Raw genomic sequence first — 14,740 nt, 5'->3', positions numbered from 1 at the left:
TAACCTGTACTGGCTTGGCTACAGGCTTTAGCGATGCTACTGGTTAAGTGTTGCAGCTACATTTATATTACAAGCTTCATTGAATGCTTTTTATTCGATAAGCGTTATTCGGTAAGCGTTATTCGACAAATGTTATTACGTAAGTTTAATTATGGACTGGTTAAAAAACTTCTTACTTGATTGAGCGCGCTAACAGAAAAACCAGCATCGTACATGTACAAAATGGTGCCGTTTTCATCGAGTAAAATGACTCTGGCACTATTGGGGTTTTCGTTACCAGTAAAGGCTTGTACTTTTTCACCATCTTTATAAACAGTAATAACACCCTTCCATAAATCTTTTGGAATACCGGCACGCATACCGTTATCAATCATGGTGCTAAACATTCTTGGGAACATGCCTGCTATGGTCGGAATTTCATAAGCATTAACGTTACTCGACGTCATGTCTAAGCCGATTAACCATCTATCAATATCAAATTGTGAATTTTGTTTGTAGCCAATAAGTAATAGTGTTTTTTCTCCTTGAAAGTCGCTTGGAATGTTAACTTGCTCCTCTTCAAGACTTTCTCCTGTAATCGAGGGGAATTTCTGTCCAACCTGCGATTGGTTAGTATAATTACTACTACAACTTGCAGTTAATAGGGCGAATAAGCAGATAAAAAAGATACGCATGTAAAAGTCCTTAGGGATTATTATCCGGTTGTTTGTCATAAAATTTATTTATTATAAAAAACGTTATATTAATGATACGTATCCCTACTTAAATTAGTTCACAAATATTCAAAAATAAAGCGGCGCTAAGCGAATAGGCAAACTTAAACGCAAAAATTACCCAGATAATAAATCTAAAATCCGCTAAACAACGTATATTGAAATAATAGGGTTAATTTATTACAAGGAATAGCTAAACCATGATTAAAAAAATTATTGTATGCCTAACACTTTTGGTCTCTTTATCATCTGTCGCGCAAAAGCCTGCAGACCGGACAGGTTTTATATATGGTCTTGGTTTAAGTACAAGTAAAGAGATATATAAAGGCTACAACAGACGAAATATAATATTACCCATCATTGGTTATCGAGGTGAAAAGCTAAATGTTTACGGTCCTTTTGTTAGTTACAATGTGGCAAAGGTTGCTGATCTAGACGTTTTAGTACAGGTTGCACCAAGGTTTCAAGGATTTGACGAAGATGATAGTTATATTTTTGCTGGCATGGCTGATAGAAAAATATCTATGGATGCAGGTATTGGCTTAAAGTATCAAAAAAATAATTGGAAGATCGGCTTATCATCAATGTTTGATGTATTGAATCGTTCAAATGGTGTTGAACTTACTTCTACTATTGCGCATACGTTTAGATTTGGTCCGGTTTTTGTTGAACCTAGCGTGGTATTTAGTTATTTAGATAGTAAACATGTCGATTATTATTATGGCGTAGGTCAGGGTGAAGTTAATGCTAATAGAGTTGAGTACATTGGCCAAAGTGGCATGAACTCGGGTCTTGGTTTATCTATCTCTACACCTATTCTTTTAGGTGGCTTTACCCAATTTAGCCTTCAGCATACCTGGTTTGCTTCTGAAATCACGGACAGTCCATTAGTTGAAAAGCATTCTAATTTAAGTATCAGGCTCTTATACAGTCGAAAATTTTAATCACTTTTTGAATTGCCGATTTTAGCCGTACTTTACCTTCTGGTGTTAATAAGTCGGCTATAAGTAATCCAAATTCAAGTTTCAACCGTATTACCTACAAAGCTAACAAGTATTACTAATATGCTACTTAATATTATCGGTTTCAACATTGCATGGTTTGGTCTGATTCTTTTAGAAAATCGCTTTATTCCTGTGGTTCTCTTATGGATAGGGTTGCATTTTTATTTTTGTAAACAGCGAGTTGCAGAAGCTAAATTAATTGTATCTGTAGCGACAATAGGTATTGTTATTGATTCAGCCTTATTATTTTTTGATGTTTTTCAATTTAAAGACCAGTTAGTTATTCCATTATGGTTAATAATGTTATGGATCGCCTTTGCCGCAACTGTTGCTCATAGCTTACAGTTTTTATCGCGAGCTAAAGTATTCCAGTTAATCGTTGGTTTTATCTTCCCACCGCTAAGTTATATCGTCGGTGAATCGTTAACATCAATGACTTTTGGATTCGAGGTTTTGACTACTTACTTTATCTTAGCTGTTATCTGGTCAATATTAATGGTGTTGTTTTTTCATTTAAAGAAAATGTTCTATTTTCAGGAGAAAAATAATGTATAAACCGGGTCTAATAATATTGTTGGTATTTATCTCTATACTGTTCGAAGTTCAGGCTGACAATAATCAAAATGTTAAGGAAGAAAAACAAGCTGAAAGCTTTAAAGAACTCGGCTTTACAGAAGTGGGTAATGCTAAGTTTACATTTCTATTTTGGGATATTTATCATAGTACCCTTTATACAAAGTCAGGCTCCTATATACCTGAAAACCCACCCGCAGAACTGATTTTTGAAATAGAGTATTTAAAAGATATTACTGCAGCAGACCTACTTGAGCGCACAATAGAACAGTGGCAACACTTAGGTTTTTCAAAAGCTCAATACAATCAGTTTATTCCTAAACTAAAAGCAATATGGCCTGATATTTATTCAGGTGATAAGTTAGCGTTGTCGGTACAAAATAATAAATCTATGTTCTATTTTAATGATGTGCAAGTAGGCGTTATTGAACAAGCAGAGTTTAGTCAGCTATTCTTAGCCATATGGCTTTCAAAAAAGACCAGTGAGCCTGAATTGAGGGCTGAATTATTAGGAGAAAATATTCATGAGTAAATTTATTCAGGACGTATTAATTTCTATTATCGCTTTTACTCTCGCTAGCTGTTCAACGGCACTACAGGATTATAAAGAGACAGAGGCACCTTTTGATATTAAGCAGTACTTCAACGGTAACGTAATTGCTTGGGGTGTAGTACAAGATTATTCTCAAGAAGTGACGAGACGTTTTTGTGTTGAAATTGTCGGAACGTGGGAAGGCAATAAAGGCACATTAGCTGAAAAGTTTTATTTCAATGATGGTGAGATTTCTTTTCGTAACTGGCAGTTAACTAAACAAAACGATGGTAGCTATCGCGGCACTGCTGAAGATGTCGCTGGTATTGCTATAGGAAAACATCAGGGTTTTGCTTTTCAATTTCAATATGATTTTCTGCTAAAGCTTGATGATGAAACTTATCAAGTCAGTATGGATGATTGGATGTACCAACTTGATGAAAATCGAGTAATGAATAAAACATCCATGTCAAAATTTGGTATTGATGTCGCAGAAATCACTTTATTTTTTGATAAAGAGTTCCCGCAAAAAACATGTCAATAAAGTAAGTTTTATTTCGTATAAATGTATTGATAAGTGATCATTTATTCGTGTTGATTCGTATCTAATAGCTTAACAAAAGGAGCGAACTACTTATGAAAAATGTAAATACAAGATTACCTATTTTTCCATTACCTGTATTTATATTACCAGGTGGCATTACTCGTTTGCGTATTTTTGAACCACGTTATTTAAAAATGGTAAAAATAGCAACGCAAGAACAAGGCTTTGTTATCTGGTTAAATAGTATTAAATCAGAGGACTCTGATTCAATTAATACTAAGGCAGAAAACCCTGACTTAAAAACTATTGAATCGGAAGAGCCTGATACTCTTTGGGGTAGTTGGGTTGAAATTATTAATTTTGACCAGGGTGACGACGGTATTTTAGAAATAGATGTTCAATGTAAATCTTTAGTTGAAATTCTATCTAGCGATAAAGATGAGGATGATTTGCACTTTGGTGAAGTGTCTGACATTTCACATTGGTCTCAAGAAACAGGTCAAGACACAACCGATATCCTGTCACAATCATTGGATGAAGTCTTTGATAATAATTCTATTCTAAATAAGCTCTACGTTGATAAAGCAACGAATAATGCTAATTGGGTGGTAGCAAGGTGGTTAGAACTTATTCCGGTCGATTTAGATATCAAAACTTCTTTTGTACATAGTCATAACTATGAAGAAGCGAAGCACTTTGTACAGTCTATTATCTTCAACGAATAGAAAGTAATGTGAATTTTTTTAGAAAATAGCAAAAAATAAGTAAAAACTTAGTTATTAAGTGATCTTTATTAATTAAGAGCCGTATAGGTATATAAGTTATAAAGCAGCTCTTGGTGATAAAAGCAATGCAAACTCTCTTGCTAAGTAAAGTGACATCTGATAAATCTACTCAGATGTCAGAAAAAATAGATCATCCTAAACTTTGTCAGTGGCTTGATGCCGTTGCAACTTCGCGAGACAAAATTGCTTTTACGCATTTGTTTGAATTTTTTGCACCAAAAATAAAGCGCATTGCGCGTAGTAAATTTCCCAACGAAACCCAAGCAAGTGAAGTAGTTCAAGAAACTATGAGCAATGTTTGGCGAAAGGCACACTTATTTGATAAAAATAAAGGGGCTGCCACTACCTGGGTTTATACCGTTATGCGTAATGTAACTTTTGATATTTTACGTAAAATTAAGGGGAATAAAGAAGATACATTAAGTGATGATATTTGGCCGATAGCCGAAAGCATCGCAACTGAAGAAGAAACCTTTGATGACCATCTTGAAAATAAGCAGTTATTAACCGTTATTGATGAGTTGCCAGAAGCACAGCAACAGGTGGTAAAAGGTTTTTATTTTATGGAAATGTCGCAAGAACAGTTGGCAGTTCATCTAAACCTACCTCTTGGTACGATAAAATCTCGTTTGCGTTTAGCATTAGCAAAACTCAAAGTACAGTTAGGAGAAAATCATGATTAAACATCACCCTAAATTTGAGTTAATTCAATCTTTTGTTAATGGAGAATTACCCGCTTCATTATCTGCTGGAATTGCTATTCATGCGGAGATGTGTCCGAAATGTCAGCATCAAATAGCACAGTTAACAGATCAAGTCGCAGAAGTTAATTTTGAAGACGATTATCAAGATAATCTATCTGTTGAAGATTTAAATATGGATCAGATGATTGCAGCAATTACAGAATCCGATGATATATTTTTACCACCAGAAAATGATGAAAAATCAGTTGTTTTTAATAACAAAACTTATGTGCTACCCAAAGCGTTAAATAACATGGCAGTAGGTAAAGCGGCTAATATTGGTAAATTATCTCGTTCACGTATACAGTTGAATGAAAATGAAATTCATACCAGTTTATTACAAATGCAGCCAGGCGGCGGTGTGCCTGAACATACACATAAAGGATTTGAACTAACATTATTATTAGAAGGTTCTTTTCAAGATGATAATGGTGAGTATGTTAAAGGTGATTTTATTATGCTTGATGCATCACATCAGCATCATCCAGTCTCAATAGAAGGATGTTTATGCTACACAGTAGCGAATGATGCACTACACTTTACACAGGGCATCAATAAGTTGCTTAACCCGATCGGCGCATTTATTTATTAAAAGGAAAGCATCATGATTCACACAGTTGCAAAAGAAGATTTACATATCGGCGTAAGTGCTTGTTTAATAGGTGAAAAAGTTCGTTTTGATGCGAGTAATAAACCATCTAATTTTTGTATAAAAGAATTCTCTCAACATGTTACTTACAAAGCATATTGTCCAGAAGTGGCCATCGGCCTACCCATACCTAGACCAACGATACGTCAAATAAAAAAAGATGATGTAATAAGTGTGTCTAGACCTGATGGTACAGGTGATGTAACTGAGGCACTTCAGGCTTACGGAAAGAAAGTAGCTGGCATGACAAGCTATTTAAGCGGTTACATTTTTTGTGCGAAAAGCCCAAGCTGCGGCATGGAACGCGTAAAAGTGTATAGCCCTGAAGGCAATGCGTTAGTTTCTGATGGTGTTGGTGCTTTTTCTCGAGAAATTATGGCAGCTAACCCATTATTACCTTGTGAAGAGAATGGTCGGTTGAACGACCCACTGATTCGAGAAAACTTTGTCGCACGCGTATACGCTTATAAGCATTGGCAAAATCTTGAAGCATCAGGTTTAACTAAGCATAAGCTGACTACTTTCCATAGCCAGTATAAATATACGGTAATGAGTCATGATCTTGTTGCTTATAAGAGCTTAGGTCAATTATTAGCGAGAGCAGACATGCCTTTAGAAGAAATGGCTAAAGAATACATATCTCAATTAATGGCTGCCTTAAGCATAAAAGCAACACGTAAAAAGCATGCGAACACCTTGGCACATATTCAAGGGTACTTTTCTAAGCACTTACAAAGTAATGAAAGACAAGAATTATGTGCACAAATTGATGCTTATCGTAATGGGTTAGTGCCATTGGTTGCACCGTTAACGCTGATTAATCACTACTTGTTGCAACATCCTAAAGATTACTTAGCTAAACAAGCCTATTTATCACCGTATCCAGATGAGTTAAGACTGAGATATGCCTACTAAAATTATCATATAAAGGAATTCCTTTGATACTTTGGTTTCGTAATGATTTAAGAACACATGACAATCCCGCCTTACATTACTTTTTGACTCAATCTCAGTCAGAAATGCCACGTAAGGCGATTTTTTTTATATCTGAAAAACAATGGTTAGCTCACGACTGGTCACCCATCAAAATTGATTTTATAAAACGGCATGCTCAGGCACTTGTTGAAGAGCTTGCTGATTTAGGTATTGAACTTGAATTAGTGTCTGTTCCTGATTTTTCAGCGCAAATTACTTATTTAAAAGACTACTGTGTTAGTCATCATACAGATAATGTATTCGCGAACAGTGAACTTGAGTTTAATGAGCGGCAGCGTGATCTTACCTGTATAACACAAGGTATCCCGTTAACACTTTATGAAGCTGATGTGATTGTGCCTAAGGGCAAAGTCCTAAATCAATCAGGTGAAATGTTTAAGGTGTTTACACCGTTCAAAAAAGCTTGGCTGAAATACGTTCAGCAAGCGGGCTTTGAATACCTAGGCAAAGTAACAAGCACATCACTGTCGGATGAAAGTACTGTAAAAGTTAATCTGGAAGATAGTTCGTCGAGTGCTTGGCCGCTAGCTAAAGAATATGAACGCACTGCATTGCCGACCTTTTTTCAACATAAAGTTAAAAGCTACGCGCAACAAAGAGATATTCCTTCAATTAAAGGTACTTCAGGTATTTCACCCTATCTGGCTGCAGGTGTTATTAGTCCTCGGTACGTTTTGATTTCATTATTAAATAACTTTCCAGATTTATTAATGGCATCAGACAGCGAAGAATTTTCTTGGTTAAATGAAATTATTTGGCGTGAATTTTATCGCCATCTTATGTTTCATGAACAAAAATTATGTAAACACCTCTGTTTCAAAGAAAAGTATCAAGAAGTTCGATGGCACAATAATGACGAATTATTTAAGGCTTGGTGTGAAGGCGAAACTGGTTACCCATTGGTTGATGCAGCAATGCGTCAGCTTAATCAAACGGGATGGATGCATAACCGCTTAAGAATGGTTGTTGCGAGTTTTTTAACAAAACATTTATTGATTGATTGGCGTCTAGGCGAAAAATATTTTATGCAGCACTTAATTGATGGCGATTTAGCGTCAAACAATGGTGGTTGGCAATGGGCTGCAAGTACCGGGTGTGACTCACAACCTTATTTTAGAATTTTTAATCCGATAAGACAGAGTGAACGTTTTGATCCTAACGGCAACTTTATACGTAAGTATTTACCAGAGCTAAAAAGTATTCCAGATAAACATATTCATTTTCCAGAACAGTATATTGAAAACAATAAATTGGCTATCTATGTAAAGCCTATAGTGGAACATAAAGAAGCAAGACTGAAGGCGTTAGCTTTTTATAAAGTCTAATATATTGGTTTGCCAAACTATAGGGCTATTCTGATTGAATAGGGGATATTGGTTATTGTTTTTTATTCATTGTTTATTAATTAAAAATTAATGCAATAAAAGTTACTTAAATAAAACATGATGGTATAAAAATGCAAAATAATGTGTCCAACAATTTAACTGCAGCAAGGCCTTTATGGTTAAGTAACTTTGTTAGTACTTACCAACTGCTCTCAACAGATAACCTCGATTTGTTAGCGACTATCTATCATCAACATGTCACCTTCATTGATCCAATGCATCAAGTTGAGGGCTTTGATGAGCTTTATAAGTATTTTGACAGTCTTTACCAAAACTTATCATCGTGTGTTTTTGTTATAGACAATGTTATTGCTGAAGGTGATGAGGCAGCTATTTATTGGAAAATGTCATATCAGCATCATAAATTGAACAAAGGTCAGGTTGTTACCGTCTTTGGTACATCGCATATTAAGGGCAAAGACGATAAAGTTTTTTATCATAGAGATTACCTTGATTTAGGTGCTATGTTGTACGAACAGCTACCTTTTTTCGGTAAATTAACTAAGTGGATTAAAACTAAGGCAGCTAACTAATGTCTATTAAAACTATTTTAATCACGGGTGCAACGTCGGGCATTGGCTTAGCCTTATTTGAGAAATATGTAGCGCTTGGGCATCAAGTAATTGCCTGTGGTCGAGATGAAAAAAAATTATTTCTTTTATCGGCTAAAGCCTATAAAACTTATTTGTTTGATCTTAATGATGCTCAAAGCATTACACAGCAACTTGATGATGTTCCCCAATTAGATCGGGTGATTTTAAATGCGGGTGATTGCCGTTATATTGATGATGCCAAGCATTTTGATGGCCAACTTTTTGCGGACATTATTTCAACAAACCTATCATCACTTGGTTGGCTACTGCAATTTACCTTACCCAAAATTAATGATGGCGGGCAGGTTGTTTTTATTAGCTCGAGTGCAACGATATTACCTTTTCCAAGAAGTGAAGCTTATGGCGCATCAAAAGCAGGTATGGATTATTTAGCTGATAGTTTGCGGTTAGACCTAGCTGAGCAGAATATTAGTGTCACCCTAGTACATCCTGGTTTTGTAAAAACAGCGTTAACTGACAAAAATGATTTTGAAATGCCGTTTCTTATTACGAGTGACGAGGCTGCTTCAAGGATTATTGTTGGTGTTGATAAGCGCAAAAATTATCTGCATTTTCCAAAACGATTAACATTGTTATTAAAACTATTATCTTTTCTCCCGTCATCTGTATGGCAAAAAATTATTTCAAGGAAGCATAACGCATGAAGCATATTGCAATCATAGGTTCAGGTATTTCAGGCTTAACGGCTGCTTATCTTTTGTCGAAAAAAAATCATGTTACCGTATTTGAAAAAAATGACAGTGTGGGCGGACATACTGCTACTGTTGATATAGAAAAAAATGGGCAAACGTTGGCAATAGATACAGGTTTTATTGTCTTCAATGATAAAACGTATCCTAATTTTTTAGCCTTATTATCAGAAATAGGTATCGGAAAACAAGCAACAGAAATGAGCTTCTCAGTGCATAACTGCCAGACAGGCATGGAATATAATGGGCACAATTTAAATACCTTGTTTGCGCAACGACGCAATTTATTTAGACCTAAATTCTGGGGCTTAGTAAAAGAAATACTGCGTTTTAATAAACAATGCAAAGCAATATTTGACTCGCAAAATTACCAAGATGGTTTGACGTTAGGTCAATTTTTAACAGAGAACAATTTTAGTAACTTTTTTGCTGAACATTATATTTTGCCGATGGGCGCTGCTATTTGGTCTAGCTCTTTATCACAAATGGAAGATTTTGAATTCAGGTTCTTTGTACAATTTTTCCATAATCATGGTTTATTAAATATTGCTGATAGACCGCAATGGTATGTTATCCCAAAAGGCTCTCGTAGTTATTTAAAACCGTTATGTCAGCCATTTGAAAATAACATTAAGTTAAATGCTGATATAAGTGGTATTACCCGCAGTGATAACAAAGTACATTTGCATTTTAACCAAGACCCGAGCGAAAGTTTTGATGATGTTGTTATCGCTTGTCATTCAGACGAAGCCTTAGCATTATTAAATGATGCCACAGAAGACGAAGCAGCGATTTTATCGGCAATGCCTTACAGTGAAAACTCCGTTATTCTTCATACAGATAAAACGTTATTACCCAAACGTGAAAAAGCTTGGGCCAGTTGGAATTACCAATTAAGTCAAGATCGCAGTAAAGCCGCAAGTGTTACTTATAATATGAACATCCTACAAGGTATTGAAAGTGAGAATACTTTCTGTGTCACGCTTAATCAAAAAGAAGATATCGACCCTAACTTAATTTTGAGAGAATTTACTTATCATCATCCTATTTTCTCAAGCGAATCTATTCAAGCTCAACAGCAAAGAGATAAAATATGCGGTATTAATCAGACGCATTTTGCTGGCGCATATTGGCATAGCGGCTTTCATGAAGATGGTGTAAGAAGTGCTGTTGAAGTCGCCAAACGATTTGGCTGTTCATTAGAACAATAGTGATTAAGGTTAAAGTTTCAGTTTTTAAAGAGAAAAAATGACCATAAAATTCAGCGAAAGCAAAATTTATTTAGGCAATATTGTTCATCGACGATTAAGCCCCAAAAAGCACAGTTTTAACTATACTTTGTATATGTTAGCACTGGACGTTTCAGAAGTTGAAAATGCTAAAGAAGGGGTGGGTTTATTTGGTTTTTCATGGTTCCATCCACTACGATTTGTTGAAAAAGATTATCTCAGAAGTGAACCGTATGGATTAAAGCAACGTATAACCAATAAAGTCATGCAGTTAAATGGCTATTCAGATATCAACCGAATCGTTATGTTGGTGCAAGTACGTTGCTTTGGACTCTATTTTAGTCCGGCCAATTTTTATTTTTGTTATGACAAAGATGATAGGTGTACACAAATGCTTGCTGAAGTGAGTAATACACCTTGGAATGAAAGGCATTATTATTTAGTGGATTTGCTTGATAAAGCTAAACAGGTGAATGAGAAGGTTTTTCAAGTATCACCGTTTATGGGTTTAGATATGTCTTATTATTGGCAGGTTAGAGCGCCTAATAAAGAGAGTAATAAACTCGTAATAAACATTGAGAATAAACGTACAAATAAACTTAATGGCAAAGTAGATAAGTTGTTTGATGTAAATTTAAATATGGAAAAACAATCACTTAGTCAACGTAACTTATTACGTGTGTGGTGTCAGCTACCAATGATGACTATCAAGGTTGTCTCAGGCATTTATTGGCAAGCACTAAAGTTATTTGTTAAACGTATACCGTTTATTGGTTATCAAAAAAAATAGTTATAAAACTGTAAAATATTAGGAGTATGAAATGGAACAAGTTGAAGGTGTTAGCGTATTGAAAGAAGCTACTTGGTTAGATCAGCGCTGTCGCTCAATTGTTTATTCTATTCTTGATAAACTTACCTACGGACAATTAGAAGTAGTTGAGGGTTCAAAGCATCACCTTTTCCCTGCAACGACAAATAACCCAGACATACAAGGCAAAATACATATTCATGATATGAGTGTTTATCAAGATTTTGTTAAAGGCGGTAGTATCGGGGTTGCGGAGTCGTTTATCGATGGTAAATGGAGCAGTCCTAACTTAACCAATGTTATTCGTATTTTTGCTAAAGCACAGCAATTAACAGATTCATTAGAAGCAAAAAGCTCTTGGTCTAATAAACTAAAAAATGCTTTTTTTCATTGGCAAAACCGAAATACACAATCAGGCTCTAAACGTAATATCTTGGCGCATTATGACTTAGGTAATGAACTATATACGCGATTTTTAGATCCTAAAATGATGTATTCTTCAGCGATCTATCCAACAGAAGACAGCTCCTTAGAAGAAGCACAGTCTTATAAATTACAAACTATTTGTGATCGTCTTTCGCTAGAAAAAACTGACCATTTATTAGAGATAGGTACAGGTTGGGGCGGTCTAGCTATTTATGCAGCACAGCATTATGGCTGTAAGGTAACCACAACAACGATATCTGATGCACAATATGCTTATGCTGAAACGCGTATTAAAGAGCTAGGATTAACAGAACAAATTACGTTACTAAAAAAAGACTATCGTGATTTAACTGGAGCATTTGATAAAGTTGTTTCTATCGAGATGATCGAAGCGGTTGGGTATGAGTTTTTACCTAGCTTTTTCAAGCAGTGTAATGATCGACTAAAACCTGGTGGAAAATTGCTTATTCAAGCGATAACTATTGCCGACCAACGCTTTGAGTCATACAAAAGTAATGTCGACTTTATACAAAAATATATCTTCCCTGGCGGTTTCCTACCATCAATCAATATATTAAGTCAGCACATAACCGACCATAGCGAGTTAGTCATGGAAAGCCTAAACGATATTGGACTTGATTATGCTAAAACATTAAACGATTGGCGAAAAAACTTTATTGCATCGTGGTCAGATTTAAAACCACACGGTTATGATGAAACGTTTAAGCGCCTGTGGTTATATTATTTTGCTTACTGTGAAGGGGCTTTTTTAGAGCGCTCTACCAGTACTGTTCATTTAGTTGCAAGAAAATAGTGCTTAGTAAAAATTATGAATATTTCACTGCTATTTTTATTTTAATCAATCTATATTGAGCTGATTACAATAAAAAATAATTAGATCTTTGTTTATTAAACATTGTGTTATGTCTTTTATTAGTATATTTATAAGACAGTGTGTTTAACTTATCTCGAAGGTTGGAAGTGTTATATGATTAGTAAATGGAAAATTGAAAATCAATTAAATGGCGTAGTACTATCACTTACGTTTATTGCTTTTGTTGTTGTTGCAGTCGTTAATTATTATGTAGCAGAAAGAGAAGTAAAACAGAGCACCGAATCGAGTATTAAGGCACAATTACTCAGTAGCGCAAATCTTCTCGTACCTGCCTTTGAGTTAAATCTAAAAGCAACTCAACAGCTAGCGGAACAATTAACTGTAGAAATAAAGCCTGATCTAGCGGTGTCTGCAGAAGTCATTTCAGTTAAGGGTGAAGAGTTACCAAGTTTATATTTAAACGGAGAACTATTAGCCGGTAAATTTGAACTGATTGATCAATTAACAAAAAAATATGAAATGCCAATTACCATTTTCCAGAAAACTAAAGATGGTGATTTCATTCGAATTTCTACATCTTTATTGAAAGCTGATGGCGAAAGAGCCTTTGGTACAAAGTTGGGGAAAAATAAACACCCTGGCTATAACCAATTAATTTCTGGGAATGATTATTATGGCATGGCCAGTTTATTTGGCTCAAATTATGTCACCGCTTATATTCCTTTAAAGATAGACTCAAGTGATGTGAATGTTATTGTCTTTGCAGGACTCAAAGTAACGAAAACATTAGAGTCTATTAATAAAGCGATTACTGCATACTCAGTCAATAGTATTGGAGATATGCACCTTATCGATTCCAAAAAAATCTTGATTAGCTCTCAGCCAGCGCCTAGCGATTTTACTCAGATAAAAAAAGAAATTAGTATGGGGAAATCAAGTGATTTCAACATCAATGGGAACAATATTTATTACCAGCATATCAATGGTTATAACTGGGCTTTGTTGATTATTGTGCCAGAAAAACAAATGACAATAATGGCAACCTCGTTAGGTAAAGAAACAGGTTTTGTTGCTTTAATTGCCATGGTGCTTATCGCCTTCTCACTTAAAATAGTCACTAAAATAATATTTAAAGATTTCAAGCAAACCTTTCATGCCTTGGATAGGCTTGGTGCTGGTCAAGTCAGTAATTTGAATCTGAAATATAATAAAGACTCGCAAAAAGAAACCGACATACTATTGTGTTCAGTTGATGATATGGCTAACAAAATAGATCAGCTTATTTGTAAAGTTAAAGAAAATGCATCCTTAACTTACGACACAGCGAGCCATATACTCAAACGCTCGACCAATCATCAAGATGCGAATAAAGATGTACTGGAACGAGTTATTTCTATAGCAGCAGCAGTTGAAGAGCTTACAGCGTCAATTGCTGATGTGTCGGCTCGAACAGAAGAAGCCGCTACAGCCAGTTCAGCAGCAACAAACTTATCAACGTCAGTTGTTGAAACAATGAAGAGCTTATCGAGTAACATTAGTAAAACAAAAGTGAGTGTTGAAGCTTCTGTTATCTCTATGGATGAGTTATCAGAAAGTGCTGCTAGAATTAAAACCGTAGTCGATCAAATTAATAGCATTGCAGAGCAAACTAATTTATTAGCATTGAATGCCGCTATTGAAGCCGCAAGAGCAGGAGATTCTGGTCGAGGATTTAGTGTTGTTGCTGATGAGGTTAGACAGCTAGCACAGCGAACTCAATCAAATGTTGTTGATATAAAAGGTGTGCTGGATGGATTAGCAAATAATACCTTAACCATGGTGGAAAATATTAGTAATGTTTCAACCGCTATTATCGATGTTGAATCGGCAACAACAAAAACTGTTGCTCAATTTGAACTTGTGAACAACGATATAGCTAGTGTTAATATTCAGCTATCATCCATTGCCGCTTCAGCAACGCAGCAGAGTATGGTTACAAATGAAATAGCTGAAATGCAATGTGTTTTAAATAGCTCTGTTGAGTTAGCGACTGAGATATCAGGCGAAGTATTAGCTTCTGCAGAAGATATAACAGTGCAGTCTCAGGCATTAAAGGAAACTGCTTCTGTGTTTAACTAGTACTTAATCACAGCACTAACACACTATGTTATCCTGCTTTCAATTATTGACGTTAACCAATGCTTAAAAGGAACGTTGTATAGTCTAAATGCGTCTA

Annotated in this window: 16 protein-coding genes; 15 read left to right on the top strand and 1 reads right to left on the bottom strand. The window is 35.3% G+C overall.

The annotated features are described in order from the left end of the window. Positions 1–149: 149 nt before the first annotated feature. Positions 150–674 (bottom strand): hypothetical protein, encoded by a 525-nt coding sequence (locus GQS55_RS18185; RefSeq protein ID WP_159821877.1) that lies wholly within the window; start codon positions 672–674, stop codon positions 150–152. A gap of 239 nt (positions 675–913) precedes the next feature. Here GQS55_RS18185 and GQS55_RS18180 point away from each other — a divergent pair, with 239 nt between their 5' ends. From GQS55_RS18180 to GQS55_RS18110, 15 genes are all read left to right on the top strand, one after another. After that, positions 914–1,657, top strand: a complete 744-nt coding sequence (locus tag GQS55_RS18180; RefSeq protein WP_236559694.1) for a MipA/OmpV family protein — start codon at positions 914–916, stop codon at positions 1,655–1,657. Between the two features lie 120 nt (positions 1,658–1,777). After that, the gene (locus GQS55_RS18175) at positions 1,778–2,272 is read left to right on the top strand and encodes a DUF2878 domain-containing protein (RefSeq protein WP_159821875.1); all 495 of its coding nucleotides are present in this window, start codon (positions 1,778–1,780) and stop codon (positions 2,270–2,272) included. After that, the gene (locus GQS55_RS18170) at positions 2,265–2,822 is read left to right on the top strand and encodes a chalcone isomerase family protein (RefSeq protein ID WP_159821872.1); all 558 of its coding nucleotides are present in this window, start codon (positions 2,265–2,267) and stop codon (positions 2,820–2,822) included. Before GQS55_RS18175 ends, GQS55_RS18170 begins: the two co-directional genes overlap by 8 nt. Then, on the top strand, positions 2,815–3,366 hold the full coding sequence (locus GQS55_RS18165; RefSeq protein WP_159821870.1) for a DUF3833 domain-containing protein: 552 nt from the start codon (positions 2,815–2,817) through the stop codon (positions 3,364–3,366). The genes GQS55_RS18170 and GQS55_RS18165 overlap by 8 nt, the downstream gene beginning before the upstream one ends. Positions 3,367–3,458: 92 nt before the next feature. Further along, on the top strand, positions 3,459–4,091 hold the full coding sequence (locus GQS55_RS18160) for an LON peptidase substrate-binding domain-containing protein (RefSeq protein ID WP_159821868.1): 633 nt from the start codon (positions 3,459–3,461) through the stop codon (positions 4,089–4,091). A 116-nt stretch (positions 4,092–4,207) separates the two neighbouring features. Then, positions 4,208–4,834 carry a sigma-70 family RNA polymerase sigma factor gene (locus GQS55_RS18155; protein ID WP_442872200.1) on the top strand — a complete coding sequence of 209 codons (627 nt, stop codon included), beginning with the start codon at positions 4,208–4,210 and terminating at the stop codon, positions 4,832–4,834. Beyond that, positions 4,827–5,486, top strand: coding sequence for a ChrR family anti-sigma-E factor (locus GQS55_RS18150; protein WP_159821864.1), 660 nt, complete (start codon positions 4,827–4,829; stop codon positions 5,484–5,486). The genes GQS55_RS18155 and GQS55_RS18150 overlap by 8 nt, the downstream gene beginning before the upstream one ends. A gap of 12 nt (positions 5,487–5,498) precedes the next feature. Beyond that, positions 5,499–6,458 carry a YbgA family protein gene (locus GQS55_RS18145; protein ID WP_159821862.1) on the top strand — a complete coding sequence of 320 codons (960 nt, stop codon included), beginning with the start codon at positions 5,499–5,501 and terminating at the stop codon, positions 6,456–6,458. Positions 6,459–6,475: 17 nt separating this feature from the next. After that, positions 6,476–7,864: a deoxyribodipyrimidine photo-lyase gene (phrB, locus tag GQS55_RS18140; protein ID WP_159823001.1), complete on the top strand. Its 1,389-nt coding sequence runs from the start codon at positions 6,476–6,478 to the stop codon at positions 7,862–7,864. Between the two features lie 131 nt (positions 7,865–7,995). Further along, positions 7,996–8,457 (top strand): nuclear transport factor 2 family protein, encoded by a 462-nt coding sequence (locus tag GQS55_RS18135; RefSeq protein WP_159821860.1) that lies wholly within the window; start codon positions 7,996–7,998, stop codon positions 8,455–8,457. After that, positions 8,457–9,182, top strand: coding sequence for an SDR family NAD(P)-dependent oxidoreductase (locus tag GQS55_RS18130; protein ID WP_159821858.1), 726 nt, complete (start codon positions 8,457–8,459; stop codon positions 9,180–9,182). The genes GQS55_RS18135 and GQS55_RS18130 overlap by 1 nt, the downstream gene beginning before the upstream one ends. Then, entirely contained in the window at positions 9,179–10,438 is a 1,260-nt protein-coding gene (locus GQS55_RS18125; protein WP_159821856.1) for an NAD(P)/FAD-dependent oxidoreductase, read from the top strand. The genes GQS55_RS18130 and GQS55_RS18125 overlap by 4 nt, the downstream gene beginning before the upstream one ends. A gap of 37 nt (positions 10,439–10,475) precedes the next feature. Further along, on the top strand, positions 10,476–11,246 hold the full coding sequence (locus GQS55_RS18120) for a DUF1365 domain-containing protein (protein ID WP_159821854.1): 771 nt from the start codon (positions 10,476–10,478) through the stop codon (positions 11,244–11,246). 31 nt (positions 11,247–11,277) lie between these two features. Beyond that, a complete protein-coding gene (locus GQS55_RS18115) occupies positions 11,278–12,504 on the top strand; it encodes an SAM-dependent methyltransferase (protein WP_159821852.1) in 1,227 nt (408 codons plus the stop codon). Between the two features lie 174 nt (positions 12,505–12,678). Continuing rightward, entirely contained in the window at positions 12,679–14,643 is a 1,965-nt protein-coding gene (locus tag GQS55_RS18110; protein ID WP_159821850.1) for a methyl-accepting chemotaxis protein, read from the top strand. Positions 14,644–14,740: the final 97 nt, after the last annotated feature.

The sequence above is a fragment of the Colwellia sp. 20A7 genome, assembly GCF_009832865.1.
Classification (GTDB): Bacteria; Pseudomonadota; Gammaproteobacteria; order Enterobacterales; family Alteromonadaceae; genus Colwellia.
This window is presented reverse-complemented; position numbering and strand designations above follow the sequence as displayed.